This is a genomic window from Dokdonia donghaensis DSW-1 (genome assembly GCF_001653755.1).
Taxonomy (GTDB): domain Bacteria; phylum Bacteroidota; class Bacteroidia; order Flavobacteriales; family Flavobacteriaceae; genus Dokdonia; species Dokdonia donghaensis.
Map to the genome: position 1 here is coordinate 3,190,806 of NZ_CP015125.1, position 20,283 is coordinate 3,211,088.

15 protein-coding genes are annotated in these 20,283 nt (G+C 35.8%); 14 read left to right on the forward strand and 1 reads right to left on the reverse strand.

Annotated elements, in window-relative coordinates; genetic code table 11:
* The first annotated feature begins 354 nt into the window (after nucleotides 1-354).
* On the forward strand, nucleotides 355-1,248 hold the full coding sequence (gene gldA / locus I597_RS14040) for a gliding motility-associated ABC transporter ATP-binding subunit GldA (RefSeq protein ID WP_035325314.1): 894 nt from the start codon (nucleotides 355-357) through the stop codon (nucleotides 1,246-1,248).
* A gap of 48 nt (nucleotides 1,249-1,296) precedes the next feature.
* Here gldA and I597_RS14045 read toward each other — a convergent pair whose 3' ends face one another.
* Complete coding sequence (locus I597_RS14045) at nucleotides 1,297-2,127, reverse strand: hypothetical protein (RefSeq protein ID WP_052111768.1); 831 nt, start codon at nucleotides 2,125-2,127, stop codon at nucleotides 1,297-1,299.
* Nucleotides 2,128-2,296: 169 nt separating this feature from the next.
* Here I597_RS14045 and rpsO point away from each other — a divergent pair, with 169 nt between their 5' ends.
* The 13 genes from rpsO (at nucleotide 2,297) to I597_RS14110 (ending at nucleotide 20,281) form a co-directional block, all read left to right on the forward strand.
* Nucleotides 2,297-2,566, forward strand: a complete 270-nt coding sequence (gene rpsO / locus I597_RS14050; RefSeq protein WP_035325315.1) for a 30S ribosomal protein S15 — start codon at nucleotides 2,297-2,299, stop codon at nucleotides 2,564-2,566.
* A 450-nt stretch (nucleotides 2,567-3,016) separates the two neighbouring features.
* Nucleotides 3,017-5,245, forward strand: coding sequence for a polyribonucleotide nucleotidyltransferase (locus I597_RS14055; protein WP_035325316.1), 2,229 nt, complete (start codon nucleotides 3,017-3,019; stop codon nucleotides 5,243-5,245).
* A 644-nt stretch (nucleotides 5,246-5,889) separates the two neighbouring features.
* Nucleotides 5,890-7,521 carry a reverse transcriptase domain-containing protein gene (locus I597_RS14060; RefSeq protein WP_160268169.1) on the forward strand — a complete coding sequence of 544 codons (1,632 nt, stop codon included), beginning with the start codon at nucleotides 5,890-5,892 and terminating at the stop codon, nucleotides 7,519-7,521.
* A gap of 127 nt (nucleotides 7,522-7,648) precedes the next feature.
* Nucleotides 7,649-8,749, forward strand: coding sequence for a hypothetical protein (locus tag I597_RS14065; RefSeq protein WP_035325317.1), 1,101 nt, complete (start codon nucleotides 7,649-7,651; stop codon nucleotides 8,747-8,749).
* Between the two features lie 140 nt (nucleotides 8,750-8,889).
* Nucleotides 8,890-9,345, forward strand: coding sequence for a GNAT family N-acetyltransferase (locus I597_RS14070; RefSeq protein WP_035325318.1), 456 nt, complete (start codon nucleotides 8,890-8,892; stop codon nucleotides 9,343-9,345).
* A 369-nt stretch (nucleotides 9,346-9,714) separates the two neighbouring features.
* Nucleotides 9,715-10,863, forward strand: coding sequence for a helix-turn-helix domain-containing protein (locus I597_RS14075; protein ID WP_035325319.1), 1,149 nt, complete (start codon nucleotides 9,715-9,717; stop codon nucleotides 10,861-10,863).
* 80 nt (nucleotides 10,864-10,943) lie between these two features.
* A complete protein-coding gene (locus tag I597_RS14080) occupies nucleotides 10,944-12,080 on the forward strand; it encodes a serine hydrolase domain-containing protein (RefSeq protein WP_035325320.1) in 1,137 nt (378 codons plus the stop codon).
* Nucleotides 12,081-12,193: 113 nt separating this feature from the next.
* The gene (locus I597_RS14085) at nucleotides 12,194-13,594 is read left to right on the forward strand and encodes an alpha/beta hydrolase (protein WP_035325321.1); all 1,401 of its coding nucleotides are present in this window, start codon (nucleotides 12,194-12,196) and stop codon (nucleotides 13,592-13,594) included.
* A 79-nt stretch (nucleotides 13,595-13,673) separates the two neighbouring features.
* The gene (locus I597_RS14090) at nucleotides 13,674-15,194 is read left to right on the forward strand and encodes a S41 family peptidase (protein WP_035325322.1); all 1,521 of its coding nucleotides are present in this window, start codon (nucleotides 13,674-13,676) and stop codon (nucleotides 15,192-15,194) included.
* 127 nt (nucleotides 15,195-15,321) lie between these two features.
* The gene (locus I597_RS14095) at nucleotides 15,322-15,699 is read left to right on the forward strand and encodes a PH domain-containing protein (protein WP_035325323.1); all 378 of its coding nucleotides are present in this window, start codon (nucleotides 15,322-15,324) and stop codon (nucleotides 15,697-15,699) included.
* A gap of 316 nt (nucleotides 15,700-16,015) precedes the next feature.
* Nucleotides 16,016-18,436: a TonB-dependent receptor gene (locus tag I597_RS14100; protein WP_035325324.1), complete on the forward strand. Its 2,421-nt coding sequence runs from the start codon at nucleotides 16,016-16,018 to the stop codon at nucleotides 18,434-18,436.
* A 59-nt stretch (nucleotides 18,437-18,495) separates the two neighbouring features.
* Nucleotides 18,496-19,635: a PepSY-associated TM helix domain-containing protein gene (locus I597_RS14105; protein ID WP_035325325.1), complete on the forward strand. Its 1,140-nt coding sequence runs from the start codon at nucleotides 18,496-18,498 to the stop codon at nucleotides 19,633-19,635.
* Nucleotides 19,636-20,038: 403 nt separating this feature from the next.
* Nucleotides 20,039-20,281: a helix-turn-helix domain-containing protein gene (locus I597_RS14110; protein WP_236626636.1), complete on the forward strand. Its 243-nt coding sequence runs from the start codon at nucleotides 20,039-20,041 to the stop codon at nucleotides 20,279-20,281.
* Nucleotides 20,282-20,283 lie beyond the last annotated feature (2 nt).

Sequence of the window (20,283 nt, forward strand, 5' to 3'; positions counted from 1 at the left end):
ATTCTTAGACTGCTAATGTAGAAAAAAAATCTAATGAGAACCGACAAACCATCTCTTTTGCGAAATAAATTTTATTAAGCCCATTTTATTATGGATTTCACAATGGTGCTTTATACGCTTTCGCGAAAGCGTCATCACACCCACATAATCTCATATACATCTCAGCACTAAAAACCTTAGTACAAGACTGCTATAGCGTCACACCGTTATGAGAATGACGAGAAGCACTAGAACTAGCGCTTAAAATAGACCAAGCTCCTACTACTACATAGTAATGAACACAAGAAACTCCTGCTTGTTACGTTTTATGCTCATCCCTTATTTACTAACTTTGTGTAAGAACAAAATCATCATATGTCTATCCAAGTACACGGTATTACAAAAACTTATGGCACTCAGAAAGCGCTAGACGACATCTCATTTACACTTAACAAAGGTGAGATAGTAGGTTTTCTAGGTCCTAACGGTGCCGGTAAAAGTACAATGATGAAAATCTTAACCACCTACCTCGCTCCTACTCAAGGTACGGCTCAAGTAAACTCATATGATACACGTAAGGAGGTACAACAGGTACGTAGCGCTGTAGGCTATCTCCCAGAGCACAACCCGTTATATCTAGAGATGTATGTAAAGGAGTACCTCGCTTTTAATGCAGGTATATATAAGGTAAGTAAAGAGCGCATAGCAGAGGTAATACAACTCACGGGACTTACCCCAGAAGCACATAAAAAAATAAGCCAACTCTCAAAAGGGTATCGCCAGCGTGTAGGTCTTGCTACGGCACTGCTACACGACCCAGAAGTGCTTATACTAGATGAACCTACTACCGGTCTGGATCCTAACCAGTTACTAGAGATACGTAGCCTTATAAAAAATATAGGGCAACATAAGACTATATTAATGAGCACACACATTATGCAAGAGGTAGAAGCCATTTGTGACCGTGTGATTATCATTAATAAAGGGCAGATTGTAGCAGATAGAAAGATGAGCGAGCTACGAGATGGCGAGCAACAAGTGGTTATAGTAGCGTTTGACTACCGCGTAGAAGAAGTTGCACTCACACGACTTGATAAAGTAGCCAGTGTAAAAAACACGACAGGCTTTACCTATGAGATTACCTTTGCCACACAAGAAGATATGCGTGCAAGAGTATTTGACTTTGCACACGATAATGAGCTCAAGATCTTACAGCTCAACCAGAAAAATGCCAGTCTCGAGAGTCTTTTTACAGAACTTACCGCATAAAAAATGCCCTCTAGATATTACTAGAAGGCAAGTTATATAGGTTTTTATTTATAACTGGATAGTATACTCTTGACCTGCTATGGTAATAACTGCTACGTTATCACAAGTGCCATCGCCATAATCTAATGTGCCTTCTATATCGTTTTGAGTAACGATAGATAGCTCACCACTTACAAAATAAGGACAGGTAGCCTCCCTGCGTAGTGCAGTAGTTACTTCACCACTGCGAGACAATCCATTAGTAAATGTGGTGTCCCAGTTACCTGTTATGAGAAATGCATTATCTGTCCAGGTGCCAGACCCTACACCTTCTACCCACTCACGAGTTCTAGATAAGGTACGTGCTGCATCTACATCACTATTTGCAAAGTCTATCGTGATGCTAGAGGTTAATACAGATTGTGGGTTACCGTTTTCATTCTCAAAGGTTCTTACTACGGTACCACCACCAGTCACCCCGTGACCGTTGTAAATAAAGTCATTGTATTCATAAGTCACTTCACGCGTACCCTCGTTTACAGCGGCATATGCTAGAGTAATTTGTCCAGATACCACGGCACCATTGTTAAGTGTACACCCCTCTGTAAAACTTACAAGTATGTTACCGCTGCCATCACCATTAGGCATAACATCTAGTGTAGCACATTCTGGAAAAAAGCTAGTTACTACGGCACTACGAGTATCTTGCACATTTTCTAGATATACATTTTCTACAATGTCATAACTTGCGTCATCTATGACATCTACTTGGGCTGCAAGTGTGAGGTTTTCTGTAGATACTTCTTGAGGTGTGATGCTCTCATCATCGTCAGAACAAGAGATGGTGATCATAACAATACTCAATAGTGCTACTAAAGGAATTTTGATTTGAGGTTTCATAATACGTTGTTTTAAAGGTTCAAATGTTAAGACTTTATTAAAATCAATAGGTTTAATCACAAACAAATATTTGTGCGATTTATTTTATTTGATATTATTATTTATATCTTTGCACGCTGATAGAGAAACTATCACGACATACATCGATCTCATTTAAAACAATATTGGAATGTATTTAACAAAAGAAGTAAAAGAAGAAATTTTTGCAAAGCACGGAAAAGGTAAAAACGATACAGGATCTGCAGAGGGTCAAATCGCTTTATTCACGCACCGTATCACTCACTTAACTGAGCACTTAAAGAAAAACCGTAAGGATTTTAACACAGAGCGTTCACTAGTAATGCTGGTAGGTAAGCGTCGTTCTTTACTTGATTACTTAAAGAAAAAAGATATCTTACGTTACAGAGCTATCATTAAGGAGCTAGGTATCCGTAAATAAGAATTTTTTAAAAAGGGAGCTTCACGGCTCCCTTTTTCTATATATTTAATACCGATGTTTTGAGAGGTACGCTTTCGCGAAATTTCAAAACGGATCAAATTCTGAAACATACAGTACTACACAACCGCAATGGTTGCTTACTAAAACTTCAGATTTTCGCCCTAAGGCAAGACATATTACATAAGACCTTTTGTATGATTACACATCATAACAAAATGGCAGAGAAAGCTTTCACAGCTAGTTTTTCATTGGTGTCCGATTTTTGGGAAGTAACTACCCATTTATCACTTAGTATCTATTTAAGATACATCAACTACACAACACAACGACACTATGAATACCCACGAAGGGTGTTCTAAACTATTAACATTTTTCGCGAAAGCGGGATTATAGCAATCCTCATACCGCGAGAAAATCTCCCGATATACTCGGGAAGGAAAAACACATTTTATGATTCCAAAGGTTTACAAAGAGGTCATTGACCTTGGTGATGGAAGAGAAATCTCTATCGAAACAGGAAAACTTGCAAAGCAAGCACACGGATCTGTAGTAGTACAGTCTGGAAAGTGTATGATGCTTTGTACAGTAGTGTCTAACTACGAGAGTAAAGACGTAGACTTCTTACCACTTACGGTAGACTACCGCGAGAAGTTTGCAGCAGCAGGACGTTACCCAGGTGGTTTCTTTAAGAGAGAAGCACGCCCGTCTGACGGTGAGGTATTAACTATGCGTCTAGTAGACCGTGTACTACGCCCACTTTTCCCAAAAGATTACCACTCTGAAACACAGGTGATGATCCAGCTTATGTCTCACGATGATGATGTAATGCCAGATGCTATGGCAGGTCTTGCAGCAAGTGCAGCAATACAACTATCTGACTTCCCTTTTGAGTGTGCAATCTCTGAGGCAAGAGTAGGTCGTGTAAATGGTGAGTTTATCATTAACCCTACAAGAGCACAGCTAGAAGAGTCTGACATCGATATGATGATAGGTGCCTCTGCAGAGTCTGTGATGATGGTAGAAGGTGAGATGGATGAGATTTCTGAAGAAGAAATGGCAGACGCTATTAAGTTTGCTCACGAGCACATTAAAGTACAGTGTGAGGCACAACTACGCCTAGCAGAAGCTGTAGGACGCAAAGAAGTACGTGAGTACCCAGCAGAGCGTGAAGATGAAGATCTTAAGAAGAAGGTACACGAGATGGCTTATGATAAAGTATATGCTATCGCAAAGGCTGGTTCTTCTAAGAAAGAAAGAGGAATGGCTTTTTCTCAAATTAAAGAAGAGATCAAAGCTACCTTCTCTGAAGAAGAGCTTGAAGATTTTGGAGATCTTGTATCTAAGTACTACCGCAGTGCAGAGAAGGCTGCTATACGTGACCTTACTCTTAACGAGGGACTACGTCTAGACGGTCGCCAGACGGTAGACATACGCCCTATCTGGTGTGAGACAGATTACTTACCATCTGTACACGGGTCTGCAGTATTTACACGTGGAGAAACTCAGGCACTAGCAACAGTAACGCTAGGTACCTCTAGAGATGCAAACCAGATAGATATGCCATCACACGAGGGTGAAGAGCGTTTTTACTTACACTATAACTTCCCTCCTTTCTGTACAGGTGAGGCAAGACCTATACGTGGTACTTCACGTCGTGAGGTAGGTCACGGTAACCTTGCACAACGTGGTCTTAAAGGAATGGTACCAGATGATTGTCCTTATACAGTACGTGTTGTGTCTGAAGTATTAGAATCAAACGGTTCTTCTTCTATGGCAACGGTATGTGCAGGTACAATGGCAATGATGGATGCAGGTATCCAGATGACTAAGCCAGTATCTGGTATTGCAATGGGACTTATCTCAGATGCAGAGACTGGTAAATATGCAGTACTTTCAGACATACTAGGAGATGAAGATCACCTGGGAGATATGGACTTTAAAGTAACCGGTACGGCAGACGGTATTACAGCTTGCCAGATGGATATTAAAGTAAAAGGACTCTCTTATGAGATACTAGTAAATGCACTACAACAAGCACGTGCAGGTCGTTTACACATCCTTGAGAAACTTACAGATACCATTGCAGCACCACGTGAAGACGTAAAAGAGTATGCTCCTAAGATGGTAGGTGTACGTATTGCAAATGAGTACATAGGTGCATTAATAGGCCCAGGTGGTAAAGTAATACAAGAACTTCAGAAAGAAACAGGTACTACTATCGTGATAAACGAAGACCCTGTAACAGAAGAAGGTGTTGTAGAGATACTAGGTACAGGTCAAGAAGGTATAGACGCCGTACTTGCAAAGATAGACTCTATTACCTTTAAGCCAGTGGTGGGTAACACATACAAGGTGAAGGTAATCAAGATGCTAGACTTTGGAGCCGTAGTAGAGTATCTAGATGCTCCTGGTAACGAGGTATTACTACACGTATCTGAGATCGCTTGGGAACGTACAGAAAACGCTAGTGACGTACTCTCTATGGGTGAAGAGCTAGACGTAAAATACTTTGGTATAGACAAGCGTACTCGTAAAGAGAAAGTATCTCGTAAGGCGCTTATGGAAAAGCCAGAAGGATATGTAGCACGACCACCTAGAGAAAACAACGATCGCAACCGCGGTGGTCGTGATAATCGTGGTGGTCGCGATAACAGACGTGACGATCGTAAAAAGGACTAAGCACCTTATAACGATCTACTAGATTTTTAAAGAATCGGTTATCCTTTACTGGGTAGCCGATTTTTTTTATGGTACGCTTTCGCGAAAGTCGCCACGCACACCCTACAACCCCTTTTGTAAGAAAATGTTTATAAAAATGTGCTCAGAATAAGGAAAACCGTAAAGAAGTATGACAGCAGTACTGTATTTTAGAGCACTGTAGCGTAGCTGTTTATAAGGTTGCGTTTATACGACTAAAAACGAAATACGACTTATTAAACTAAAATAACCAGCTAGCATACAGTTTTACTGGGCTTACGGGCTGTAGATAGTGAGGTTGCTGTTATATGCTACTTAAGAAAAATATTAAAAAAACTAAAATAAAGACACCAGAGAAATATTGATTATGCATTGCGATATCGAAATGTAAATTCAAACGTGAGGAATTGGATGAAAGCTATTAATTTAACTTTTAATCTTTTAAACATTTATATCTTTATAATAATACACCTTTATAATTACTCTATAAATCGCCCTCAACTATTTGTTTTTGATACTTATAATTTTATGATAAATGACTTTTTGAAGTACATACACAAGAGAATATGCCTGGTGTCTTTTTAGATAAATTGCTCGTAGAGAATACGAAGAAAAGGTTCTATCAAATGAAAAATTTGACTGACTTTGTAGCATTACTTAATTATTTAGAATTTAGAATTTACAAAACAAACCTTAAACCTCTTAATATAAAATACTTATACTATTTATCAAAAACCAAAGATGATAGATATGTTGTATTTGAAATTCCAAAAAAAAATGGAAAAACGAGAAAAATAAAATCTCCTGATAAGCTTATTAAAAGGGCTCAATCACTTATAAATTTACTATTACAAATTATATTCGAAAATCATTCTCACTATTCAACAAATGGTTTTTTATTAGGTAAGGATATAAGACGAAATGCAGTACCCCACATTAATAAAAATTACCTACTAAATATTGACATTAAAAATTATTTCCCTTCTATAAATTTCAGAAGAGTAAAGGTAGTGCTTGAGTTAGCACCATTCAACCTTAGGAATGAAAGAGAAACTATCGGCTTTCTAATAGCTAATCTATGTACTCACGGAAATTCCTTACCACAAGGAGCTCCAACTAGTCCAATATTATCAAACATTGTAACTCAAAATTTAGATAGAAAACTATCAAAATTTAGTAACGAAAATAGAATTAAATATACGAGATATGCAGATGATTTAAGTTTCTCTTCAAATTGGAACATTTTCAAACCAACATTCATCAAAGAAATTGAAAAAATAGTTAATTCGGAGAATTTTAGCTTAAACTCTAAAAAAACAAGAGTAAGATCTTTTATGCAGAGGCAAGAAGTCACTGGTCTTATTGTAAATACCAAACTCAATGTAAAAAGAGAATATTTACAAAAAGTTCGTGCTATGCTTAACAATTGGGAAAAGGGAGGTTTATATTTTGCAACATCAAGATTTAAGGCTCACCAAACAAAAAGTAAAAAAAATTTAGATTTTAAGGAAGTTTTACTAGGGCACTTATCATTCTTAAAATTAATAAAAGGGGAAGATAATCAATTGATTAAAAGACTTTTAGAAAAATACAACAATCTATATAATCAAATTGAATACGGCTATATTGATATTGAAAATGTTGAGAAAAAGTTGATCGAAGACAACCTGAAAATGGAAAAAATATTCTTAGACCAAGAATTACCTGACAAAGATAAATTTATATCATTTTGTACAATTGCATTTCATCAAATAGAAAATTTATTGAATTATTACTATTATAGGAAGTTTGAAAATTTTGAAGATTTATTAAATGAATTGATAATAAATAACCCGAAATTTAAGAAACGTTACAGAACTACTGAAAAGGCAAATCAAAGTTTTAAAAAAATAAGTGACTTAAATATCAATGTTCTTGTATTTATTTATGAAAAAGAATTCTTTTTCGATAAAAAAATCTCCTACGATAAGCACATTACTATGTTAAGAGAAATTAGAAATGATGACTCTCATAGATGTAGTGTAATTGATTTTGACAAAGAAGAAATAATAAAAGAATACCAAAAAATTGAGAAAGAGAGGAAAGGTAAAGAAAGTCGAGGTAAAAATTTCGAATATAGCAATCAACAAGCACGTATTAAATTGAATTATGATACTCTTAAATTTCTTGACAGGAAAAATTATAAATCTGTGAGGTACAATTTAAAGAATATTTCATCTAACATCAGAAATACTTTGCATAAAAAAGAACTGAGTTAAAATCAAGCATTTTTAAAAGTTCCTTTTAGAATAGAAAAATCTGGCTCTGTGTTAATCTGAAAAGTTAGTGTCTTTTTATGCACTACGTTTCATACACAAGACCGTTGGTCACCATAAAATTTAAAGAATGAGAATAACATTCATTATAATTATTCTGACAATTCAAATAAGTTGTAAAAACCGTAATGAGACCAATAGTAAGTCTCAAAATTCTGCCATCACAGAATTAACAAAATGCAGCTACAATAATGAAGCAATTACTGCATATTACACGCTAACTAATAAAGCTGAAATTGCAATTTGTAATGGTGATTTCGATAGAGCATCCAGAAATTACTCATTGGCATTTAGAGAGATCAAAAAACCTTTTGGTGCAGATGTTTACAATGCCGCTCTTTCAAATCAACTCTCTAATAATTTTGATGAGAGAAATTTAAATCTTCAACTACTTATAAATAATTCTGATGATTTAGAATTGCTAAAGTCAATTTTTGTCAGCACCTATATAGATGAAAACCTTTGGAATTCTTCTATAGAGCAAAGAACGATTGAATATGATTCAAGATTAAGAAACGAATTCAAGTCAATTTATGAAAGAGATCAATTATTCAGACCTATGTATGATACTCATAATGACACTATTCAAGCTAATCGAGTGATAAATATGAACAGGATACTTTCAATAGCAGATTCTGTTGGCTTTCCTTCTCAGATGGAGCTCGGTTTTAGAAAATCTTTAAGAGGGCAAAATCACGATGTGGTTTTAGTTCATACCTCTCAAAAAAGAAGCGGCAATAAAAATATCATTGATCTTGAACCAATTCTTTGCAAGGCAGTAAATGAAGGACGATTTGATCCTGAACAGGCAATCGCTTACCTACATTTCCAAAATGATAAAAACAAAGGAGATTTTGAGGTTTACTCAACTTGGCAATATAGACATCACTTGTTGCCAGATTCTCTAAATAACAAAATATGGCTTGCAAATTTGAGTAAAGAAAAATATGAGAGCGCCAATAGAATAAGAAAAAAATGGAATGCTGATCAATTAGATGACATTGCAACAAAATCTGATTTTAATTCAAAAAGCAACATACCGTTCATATTTACTTCAGTTATGACATTCGTTGAAAATATGCCAACAGATCTTACTCTGGAAGAGGCTTTGGAACAATATAAAATGAACACTTCAGATAAAAGACCATTTGAAAAGAAAAAAATACGTTGACTATTAAAGAACTGAGTTAAAAAACAACATTACCTCAACAAACCTCATCACAAGCCTTTAAGTTCTATTTTAATCTATAATTTTCTAATTTTGTCACTTAGAGCCCCATATGAGTAAACAATAATTTATCACAAACCACCGTGAACGTTATAGAAACACACCGAGGCGCCTACACCATCTCTACAGATAAGCATAAACTAGATATTGCAAGCATACACCAGTTTCTGGCAAATGAGACAGACTGGGCGCAGGGCATCCCCATTCACACCCTACAAACATCTATAGAAAACTCTCTAAATTTTGGGGTGTACCAAAATGACAAGCAAATAGGGTTTGCAAGAGTCATCTCAGACTTCGCTACCATTGCCTATCTAGGTGATGTGTATGTGCTAGACACCTATAGAGGTAAGGGATTAAGCAAATGGTTACTAAGTGAGATTATGCAACACCCCAACCTTCAAGGGTTAAGACGCTGGGTTTTATTAACTAATACCGCCGAGTGGCTTTATAAAAAATTTGGTTTTACAACGGTGCCAAATCCCGAGTTTTATATGGAGAAGCACGACCCAAATGTTTATCGTAAAGAGATACTTTAAAACGTAAATAGATACCCGCTATAGCTAGCTTTTGGCTTGAAGTATTTTTTAAAGCTTTTATACACCTAATAGATAGTGATCTTTAGATAAAAACGGCCACCCTTTACTGGGCAGCCGTTTTTTAGTATGAGTACGCTTTCGCGAAAGCGAAAAATAAATTCAAGGGATTTAGTTATTGCTTTAAGGTACATCGCCTTTAGATTAATACTGTTTAATTAAAAGAATGATCTCATTGATTTTAATACCTTTGAGAAGTGCTTTTTCATTTTTTGCTACGAGAATACCTACTCAGGATTTTTATGGCTTTCACTTGTTTTATCTCTTAATGATACTTGATATAACCATCACTACATCACCAGAATTTATATAATGATTAAACTTATCATTCTGAGTATTGCAATATTTCAAGGTGTATTGATGAGCCTTATATTGCTGTTTTCACCTTTTTTTAAGAGCAGGGCAAATAAATTTCTGGCTTTTGCCATTTTATCGCTGTCTTGGTCTTTACTTAAAATCACTCTTGATATTACAGAGGTAGTAGCCGTATACCCGTTACTTGTAGTGTTAGAAAATATTGATACCGAGGCTTTACTACCAGTTTTTATTTACTTGTTTATAGCGGCACAGGTAGACTACGCCCCTATGAATTCAAAAAAAGTGTATTTGTTATTTATACCAGCACTTGCCTCGACATTAGTTTTCAATTTTGTGGAGTTTACTATGAGTGGTGAATTTACTAGTGAGATGTATTTTTTTGATATTCTAGGAGGACTTTTAGTGCTATGTATGTTTATTGTCTTTATCATCTTTTATCCTCTTATACTCATCAAGACCTATAAAGTTATTCAATATGCTAAAGACAAAAATGAAAAAAAATGGTTAACCTATTTATGGTATTTTGAAGTCGCCATACTTGGGCTCCTTATGCTATTAGTAATCATAAGTCCAGCTATAGAAAGTGACATCGTAAATGCGCTACAAACACTAGCCCTTTTATCTACCATACTCATACACTGGGTGGCATACTCGGGTATCTATAAGCTTAAGCTTGTAAATGACCGGAAAAAAATAAATAGATTGTTTTTCTCACAAGTATCAAATGATGCTAGCCCGTTACCTAATAAAATGGTTACTCCTATAAAAACTGAGGATATAAAAACTCAAACTACAATAACAGCAGATAATATTTATTTTCAAAAATTAGAAAAGCTTTGTACTGTAGATAAAATATATCGAGACCATACCCTAGACAGAAATGCTGTTGCTGCGCTTTTAAATATTAGCCCTAGTTATGTTTCTCAAATTGTAAACGCTATTACAGGTTACAATTTTTCTACATACATCAATCGCTATAGAGTGGCCGAAATCAAGAAGATCATCGTAAATGAAGAGTTTCAAAACTACAGTTTACTGGCAATAGGTCTAGAATGTGGTTTTTCTTCAAAGACTACTTTTCATAACTCCTTTAAGAAAATTACAGGTATGACTCCAAATGCCTATCGAAAATTGCATAAATAAGTACCAACTTGTGCAAACTAGAGGTTTTGGAACTCCCAAACACCTATGCATCAATAGATTTGTGTCAAAACAATTTTATTATGCAAAAACTACGAAAACAAACAAGGAACGCTCAAATAGTAAAAACTGTGCTGCTTATTGCACTAGCAACTTTTTTATGTACAAGTTGTGACAATGATGATGACAGTACAATACCAAGTGAATTAAGTACTGCTATTGAAAATCAAAATTATGTAAGCATTATAGAAGAGGATATTGCCAGTTTACCTATAAATACACAAGTGGCTATTGCTCTTGTACATAATGGAACTACAGAGTATCTAGGTGTCATAAACGAAAATAATGTGTTAAAAGGGATTAATAATGCAGATCGTGTTTTTGAAATAGGCTCCATCACTAAAGCATTTACAGGAGTGTGTCTCTCAAAAATGATTGCAACTAATGAGGCTTCACTAAATGAAACACTGCAAGATCAATTTGAATTTACAATACCACAAGGCGGTGACATTACACTTGAACAACTAGCAAATCATACATCGGGATTACCAAGACTACCTACTAATGCAGATGAGGTTGTAGATTTTAACATTAACAACCCATATGTAAACTATAGCGCTCAAAACTTGCAGAGTTATCTAGAGAATAGTGTGACTCTTAACTCCCCTAGCGGTACAGAGTATGCCTACTCAAATCTAGGTATGGGTGTACTGGGGTATGCGCTAGCGCGTAAAAGGAATGTAGGCTATGAAGAACTGTTGCAAGATATTATTTTTAATCCCTTGGGAATGACAAGTACGACAACGGTAAGAGGTAATGTAGACGCTTCAAAGCTTGTTGAGCCTAGAGATATCAACGGCAATATTGTTTCTCACTGGGATTTTTCTGAGACAACTGCGGCTGGCGGCTCTATAAAATCGTCTGTTATAGATATGTCTAAGTTTATGCATAAAAATCTTGAAAATGATGAGGTATTTAATTTCGCGCAAGCAAAAACATTTAACATAGGAAATGGTTTTTTTATGGGACTGGGATGGAATATTTATGAGGCAGAAGGTTTTAGCGTGTTAAATCACAATGGTGGCACTGGTGGATTTTCTTCTATGCTTATGCTGGATAAAGAAAAAGAAATAGGTGTTCTCGTATTATCAAATGCTGCAGATTATAATGATGCTGTAGAGGAGTTATGTAACTCACTGTTTCTTCAAATAAATGAGTAAAAAATTAAAGACGAAAGCCTTACTTTACAACTAGTATTCAGCAAGTTATAAAGTAAGGTTATTTTAGTATAAAAAATAATAGTATACAGCATAAAGAATCGCATAACACTCTTATGAAAGTAGTACACAAACACACATTAAATCTAATTTTTGTTTTTCTAGTAGCTATAGCAGCTGCTCAAACTCATAGTGAGAATAACAAAGCAGCTATTACCAAAACTTTAAACTCTGCCTATTTTAAGAGCCAGAGAACGATAGAAGTTCTTTTACCTAAGACGTATAGTGAAGATAAGAGTTACCCTGTTATTTATGCGCTAGATGGTTATGAGCTATTCCCTATAACAAGTAGTTACAGTACTTTTTTAATGGACTATGATGTGATACCAGATTGCATTATTGTGGGTATTTATCACACTAATAGAAATTATGAAACAATGCCTAATTATGGTAATGATGTAAGGGTGCCTGTAACTAAGTTTCTGGAGGGGCCTACCGCTCTAAAAAACCATTTACTTCTAGAAATTGTACCTATGATTAATAAGTTATATGCCACATCTGGCTTTAATACACTTATAGGACACTCTAATACGGCTACGTTTGTAAATGAAATGATATCAAAAAAAGAAGCCAATTTTAATGGCTTTATAGCAATTACACCAGATTTGCTTAAAAAACAGACAGATTACTTACATTCATATCTTAATGATTCACAGTTGCGTGACACTTATTACTTTGTTTCTTCTGGACTTAAGGATAATCCAGATAGACTAGAGACAGGTAAAATGCTGGATACTGTTTTTAAAACCACAAAGAACCAAAAATTTAAAGCTACACACCGCATTTATAATGCAGGGCATCTTGATCTCGTTCCCAAATCTCTTAATGACGCATTACAATTTATTTTTTCAGATTTTAAAAATTATGATGATTTTGATAAAAGACTATTAGAAGATCAGTTTTCTTTAAGCGCATACCTAGACCATAAAAGCAAATTGTCTAAAGATATTTATGGGATTAAATACACTCTTAAGGAAGAAGATTTTTATTATCTGCTATCTATTGTTTTAGAGAAAAAAGACAAGAATCTTTTAGAACAAGCTTTTATGGTAGGAGAACAAAACCAGTTTTTCTCAAAAGAGGAAATACATTCTTCAAAAGCGCAATATTATGAGGAAATTGAACTGTATGAAGAAGCACTCTCAAGCTGGAAAATGCAGATCACCGAGGGCTATAATGAGAACACCTTTTATTATGAACGACCATTTACCCTGTTAACTACAAAATTAAAACGCCCAGAAGAAGCCATCACTTTTTTAGAAAAATCTGTTATAGAATATCCGGAAGGTGCGTTAATCTTTAACTACCTCATCGCTCAAACGGTTGTGGAGCACAATCTCAGCAAAGAAAGAGGAATCAATGCTATTACCTATTGCCTTAATAATTATAGAGAAAACAGCAAGTTTAGTAAAGCTACTACTCTAGAAATAGCTGCAACCCTTTCAGAACGCAATTAAATCCTATTATAAAGAACCTTCTAAGTACTGCCAAATCACACAAGCGATCTGGCTGTTATGCGAGTAAACTAACCTTTAAATGAAAAATTACATAACACTTCTCATTTTTTTAATGACGGTTATATCAGTATCTGGACAAAATATTGACGACTCATTTTCTTATAAAAAAATGCAGAAAGACCTAAGTCTATTTAAAGAAATAAGAGCAAGAGCAAATTCTGGATTATATAAATACAGATCAAAAAAACAAATAGACAGTATTTATAAATGGGCAGAAAATGAGATTAAAACAGCAGCTACCCATCGTGACTTTTATAACATAATTTGTATACTAACAGATTATGAAGGTAGCCTTCATAATGATACTAGCCTCCCAAAAAAGGCTCAAGAAAAACTCGAGAAAGAAAATTATGGATATTTCCCACTTCCTATAAAATGGATACAAGGCAAGTGGATAATAAATTATGCAAACAAGGAGATACCACTAGGTTCTGAGATTACTGCAATTAATGACATCCCTATCTCAAAAATTATAAAAAACCTTTACAAATATTACACAACAGATGGTTTAAACATCACGGGTAAAAGAACAGGTATAAGAAAACATTTTTCAAAATATTATAGACTGCATTATGGACAAGTCAACACTTTTAATATTGTCTATAAGGATAAGAATACTGCATTATCAAAAACCATAAGTATAGAAGGAATAAGCTACAACAGCTATTACAAAAGGTTTACAAACAGGCATTCAAAACCATATGACAATCTGTATTACTTAGATCTAGATACATCTCAAAAATATCATTATAAGGACCTCGACACTCAGACTGGTCTTTTAACCATAAATACATTTAGTATGGGTAATGAAACTACAGAAGAACATAAGGCATACAAAGAGTTTCTTGATAGTGTTTTTACAAGAATAAAAATGACAGGTATAGAAAACCTCATCATTGATGTGCGTCAAAACAGCGGAGGAAGTGACCCTAATGATGTTATCACATACTCATACGTAGCTGCTAGAAACTTTCAAGAAAGTAGACAGGCCTGGATAACTTTTAATAAAATTCCCTTAATACGACACCTTGATATTAATGTCCCTAAAACACTACGGCCTTTTGGCGTAGGAAGGTTTAATCGTCATTTTCAGCAAAGGTTTCCTGTAGAGAAAAATGGCAACTTTTACCTAAGCGAAGAATCAAGCGAAATGAAAAAAAGAATGCCAAATAAAAACGCTTTTAAGGGTACCATCTACCTTTTAGTTAGTCCAGAAGTAGCATCTGCGGGTAGCCTTTTTGCAGCAATGGTAGCGAGCAATGCAAACTCAATAGTCATAGGAGAAGAAACTATGGGCGGGTACTACGGACACAACGGGCACACCTCTCTAAGCTATGTGCTCCCTAAATCTGGTATTATCACAGATTTCTCTATTGATAATATAGAGCAAGATGTATCTCAAAGAGAAAACCAATTAGATAAAAGAGGAATCATACCAGATTATATCGTGCCTCAAAATTTTAAAGATTTCATAAAAAATGTAGATACCCAAATGCGCTTTACCTTAGATTTGATACAAGAAAATCAAACCAATCATTAATCATAAATAGCTATTTTACTTTATTAAAAATATTGCATCTCACTTAGAGCGTTGAAATTATGTAACACTGCAAATCATATCAAGCTCGCCTCAATAAAAATAACCACATAAAAAATCAAAAACACATATGGGACTTTTCAATAAAATTTTAGGAAATGCTAGCGAAGCATCAACAGAGAAACTCACAGAAAAATATGGCCGCCTACTGGTCGAAAATGAAAATATAGAACTAGGCTTTAAGCTCCTACGTGACACATTTATGTTTACAAACAAACGATTAATAATCATTGATGTGCAAGGGCTTACTGGAAGCAAGAGTGAATATAAATCTATGCCTTATAAAAGCATCTCAAGGTTTTCTTTAGAAACATCGGGAACATTTGATTTAGATGCCGAACTAAAAATCTGGATTTCAAGCGAAAACACCCCTTCGGTTAGTAAAAAATTCAATAAAAGTATCGACGTTTATGAAGTTCAAAAATATTTGGCAAATAAAGTGATGTAACACAAATCTCAACATACAACGATATAAATAGAACTCAGGCCATCTAGGGCTTAGATAACTCTTATATTACAAAAACGGCCACCCTTTACTGGGTAGCCGTTTTTTTATTATGAGTACGCTTTCGCGAAAGCGTAATTACAAATCATATAATCAACAATTAACATCTCAAAACTTGAATAAACAACTAGACAGCCACTTGAAATCAAGCTGTTAAAAATTCTTATTTAGATTTATTATAAATAATTTGGTCAAAACAAAAGTCCCCCATACATTTGCGCCAAAATTATCTATTTATATTAAGTCTAAATAAAAACAAATGAAAAGACATATACCAATCGTACTCTTTTTATTGCTAGCAAACCTAGCGCTAGCCCAAAAAGCAAGTATTACAGGAACTGTAAATGACAATGCACAAACACCCCTTCTAGGTGTGAATGTGATGCTTAAAAACACAACACAGGGAACCCAAACTAATGAAAATGGTGCCTTTACCATCTCAAATATTGAAGCAGGTGACTATATACTCCAACTCTCGTATATAGGTTTTAAAACTAGAGAAATGCCTATCACTATCACAAGTGATAATATATCTCTAGGCACCATAACGCTGTATGAAGGTAACGAGATTTTAAACGAGGTGATTGTTGAGGGAGAGCGCCGCAATAAATTCTCAAGAAAAGAGACGGCCTACGTATCAAAACTACCGCTTAAGGATATCGAAAACACGCAGGTATACAATACCGTTACGACAGAGATTTTAAAGTCTCAAGTGGTTACAAACTTTGACGATGCCTTAAAAAATGCTACAGGCGTAGAGCAACTATGGCAGTCTACTGGTCGTGGTGGCGATGGAGCTGGGTATTACTCACTGCGTGGGTTTTCTGTACAACCACAACTCGTAAACGGACTCCCTGGATTAACAAACGGAACAATCAACCCGGCAAACATTGAGCGCATTGAGGTGCTTAAGGGACCCTCTGCAACGCTTTTTGGTAATGCTGTGAGCTCATACGGAGGTCTCATTAATGTGGTGACAAAAAAACCGTACGTGGGTACAGGTGGCGAACTTTCTTTTACCTCTGGAACCTATGGGCTTAACCAGATTGTAGGTGACTTTAATACCGCTTTGAGCAAAGAAGATAACCTATACTTTAGACTTAACACGGCTTATACGACAGAGCAGAGTTTTCAAGATGCTGGTTTTAGAAAATCATTTTTTGTAGCGCCATCACTATCGTATAGAGTAAACAACAGACTTTCATTTTCTTTTTATGGAGAGATTACTCAGGCAGAGCAAACTAACCCTACTTTCTTATTCTTAAACAGAAGCGCACCTACAGAGGCTGCAAACCTTGATGAGCTAGGGTATAACAACAAGTTATCATTTACAAGTAACGATTTGAGCTTACAAAACCCAACTCAAAACTATAGAGTAGAGATGGATTACAAACTGTCTGACACCTGGCAGTCACAAACCTTACTCTCAAAAAGTGCTACCTCTACAGAGGGATACTACTCATATCTATTTGATTTTGGAATATTAGGCGGAAACACCTATTCTCGCTTTATAAGTAGACAAAATGCAAACACGCAAACGACAGATATACAGCAAAATTTCATAGGAGACTTTAAACTTGCTTCTTTACGTAACAGAGTGGTGATAGGTGTAGATTACTTTAATGAGACGGGTACAGATAATAGTACAGGCTTTGCCTTTTATGGTAACATCACCCCTAGCGGTGGTGCAAATGGCGATAACCCATTTACCCCAGATGTAGAAGAAGATAGCTACCCTTTATCTACCTCTGCTGTAGATGCTGCGCTTGCATCACAAGGAGTGAGCAATGCAAAGTCTAAGTACCACATCTATAGCGTGTATGCATCAGATGTGCTTGATATCACAGATAACTTCTCTGCTATGGTAGGTTTACGTCTTGACCATTTTGATAATGAGGGTGATCTTGCAAATCCAGATGATGATTATGACCAGACTACGCTCTCACCTAAGTTTGGTCTTGTGTACCAACCTATAAAGGATAAGGTTTCTGTTTTTGGAAATTACCAGAACGGCTTTACAAACGTTGCCCCACAACTTGTAGGAGACCCAAGCCAGGGAGCACAAACCCTACAAACGTTTGACCCAGAGCAGGCAAACCAGATGGAGTTTGGGGTAAAGACTAATCTCTTTAACAATCGTCTTAATGCGACGGTAAGCTATTATGACATCACGGTAAAAGACCGCGTGATTACAGACCCATCTTCTCCTTTTAATAAAATACAAGGGGGTGAGGTAGAGAGCAAAGGACTCGAGCTAGAGATTAATGCAAACCCAGTAAAAGGATTAAACATACGTGCGGGTTATAGCTATAACGATAGTGAGACTACTAAGTCTGATAATCTTGAGATCTTAAACCGTAGACCACTAGAAGCCGGAGCAGAAAATCTGTACAACCTCTGGGCAAACTATGAGTTTCAAGAAGGAAGCCTAGACGGTTTTGGTATAGGCGCAGGTCTTAATGGCGCTAGTGAGCGATTTGCTATAAACTATGCCTCTACAGGTGAGTTTATACTACCTGCATATACTATTGCAAATGCAACTGTCTTTTACCAGGCAGAAAAGTATAGAATAGGCCTCAAGCTCAACAACGCTTTTAATAAAGAATATTACAAAGGGTGGACCACCATAAACCCACAACAAGAAAGAGCATTACTAGCAAACTTTACTTATAAATTTTAATTAGCCAAAACTATAAGAGCAACCCCAACAGGGGTTGCTCTTTTTTAATTTTTAAAACAATGACGTTTAAAAAATTTGCATTTCAGCTTCATAAAATCTTGGGGCTAGCCACAGGTATTGTAGTTTTTATAGTAGCCATCACAGGTTGCTGTTGGGCATTTAGAGAAGAGATAGAAAGCCTTTATGACGATTATAAAAAAGTAACCCCTCAAGAGCAAGCCATCTTAACCCCCACACAGGCAAAAGAACTTGCAGAGGCCGTACTGCCTAACAATACCGTGCACGGCACTATCTTTAAGAAAAAAGACGACGCCATAGAGGTTATCTTTTATGACGAAGAACCCGAGTTTTACCAGAGCGTTTTTTTAAACCCTTACTCTGGAGAGGTGATACAAGTAGATGATCATCTTTCTGGATTTTTTGCATTTATATTAAAAGGTCATATGCGACTATGGCTACCTAAGGCTATAGGTGAGCAAGTAGTAGGTGTCTCTATATTACTTTTTATACTCATCATTATCTCAGGTTTTATAATCTGGATACCTAAAAAGCGTAAGAATCTTAAACAGCGCCTCAAATTTGATTGGAAAAAAACCACCCGCTGGAAGCGCAAAAACTTTGACCTGCATACCGTTACCGGCTTTTACATTTGCTCCTTTGCATTAATAGTGGCTTTTACAGGCTCTATGATATCATACAACTGGTTAAAGTATGTGGTGTATAAATCTACGGGAGGAGAAAAAAGCCCCTACTTTATCATACCAGAAAACGAGAGCCAGCTCGCACAAAGAGAAACCACCGTGCCTATGGATTACCTCATCACAAAACTATCTATAGAAAATCCGGAGGCCGTGAGCTACGAGCTGCACTACCCTACCAGCCCAGAGGAAAGTATCTATGTAGAAGTCTCAAACAGCAAAGGCCTGTACTACGACTCAGATTACCGTTTTTTTGATCAAAACACGCTAGAAGAGCTGGAGACACCCAGCATTTATGGCAAGTACAGTAATGCCGGATTTGCAGATAAAATACAGCGTATGAATTATGACATACACATAGGAGCCATAGGCGGTATTGTAGGTAAAATCATTGCCTTTTTAGTAAGCCTGCTCGTCGCTACCTTACCTGTTACCGGTGTCTTACTTTGGTACGGGAGACATTACAAAAAGAAAAAGCCTCTACCTCAAGTAAAGGCATAACCTCCTTTGCACCCCAACTTGACACAACCACCTTTTTACTTCTAGAAAGGTGGTTTTTTTATGTAGTACGCTTTCGCGAAAGTTACCACGCACACCCTACAACTCCTTTTGTAGGAAAATGTTGATAAAATATGACCAGAATAAGGAAATCCGTAAAGAAGTATGATAGCAGCACTGTATTTTAGAGCACTGTAGCGTAGCGGTTTATAAGTTTGCTTTTAGGCAACCATTAACGAGATACGACCTATTAAACTAAAATAATTATCTAGCATACAGTTTTACTGGGCTTAGGAAATTTAGATAGTGAAATTGGTTAAAGTGATTAAAATCATAAAATTAAATTTTATTAAATAGTTCTTTAAATAGATACAAATATTTCTAAAAACGGAACTTTTGTATATTTTTGAGAAATAAATTTAATTTAAAAAATATGACCCTTCTTGGTAAATATCTTACTGACAAGTCAATAAATAAGGCTGAAGTTGCACGAAAAACGGGTATAAGAAAATCTCGCCTTAGTAATCTAAGTACGAAAGAAGATACAAATCTCAAAGCAGAAGAATTATATCTAATCTCTAAGGCAATTGATGCGAACCCAACTGAAATTCTTGAAAAAGTTTATGGACATTTAAGACTGAATAATTAATT

Coding starts and splice junctions, on each gene's coding strand:
- gldA (WP_035325314.1), top strand. CDS start 355: ATGTCTATCCAAGTACACGGTATTACAAAAACTTATGGCACTCAGAAA.
- I597_RS14080 (WP_035325320.1), top strand. CDS start 10,944: ATGCAAAAACTACGAAAACAAACAAGGAACGCTCAAATAGTAAAAACT.
- rpsO (WP_035325315.1), top strand. CDS start 2,297: ATGTATTTAACAAAAGAAGTAAAAGAAGAAATTTTTGCAAAGCACGGA.
- I597_RS14045 (WP_052111768.1), bottom strand. CDS start 2,127: ATGAAACCTCAAATCAAAATTCCTTTAGTAGCACTATTGAGTATTGTT.
- I597_RS14055 (WP_035325316.1), top strand. CDS start 3,017: ATGATTCCAAAGGTTTACAAAGAGGTCATTGACCTTGGTGATGGAAGA.
- I597_RS14090 (WP_035325322.1), top strand. CDS start 13,674: ATGAAAAATTACATAACACTTCTCATTTTTTTAATGACGGTTATATCA.
- I597_RS14105 (WP_035325325.1), top strand. CDS start 18,496: ATGACGTTTAAAAAATTTGCATTTCAGCTTCATAAAATCTTGGGGCTA.
- I597_RS14085 (WP_035325321.1), top strand. CDS start 12,194: ATGAAAGTAGTACACAAACACACATTAAATCTAATTTTTGTTTTTCTA.
- I597_RS14060 (WP_160268169.1), top strand. CDS start 5,890: ATGAAAAATTTGACTGACTTTGTAGCATTACTTAATTATTTAGAATTT.
- I597_RS14065 (WP_035325317.1), top strand. CDS start 7,649: ATGAGAATAACATTCATTATAATTATTCTGACAATTCAAATAAGTTGT.
- I597_RS14095 (WP_035325323.1), top strand. CDS start 15,322: ATGGGACTTTTCAATAAAATTTTAGGAAATGCTAGCGAAGCATCAACA.
- I597_RS14075 (WP_035325319.1), top strand. CDS start 9,715: ATGATTAAACTTATCATTCTGAGTATTGCAATATTTCAAGGTGTATTG.
- I597_RS14100 (WP_035325324.1), top strand. CDS start 16,016: ATGAAAAGACATATACCAATCGTACTCTTTTTATTGCTAGCAAACCTA.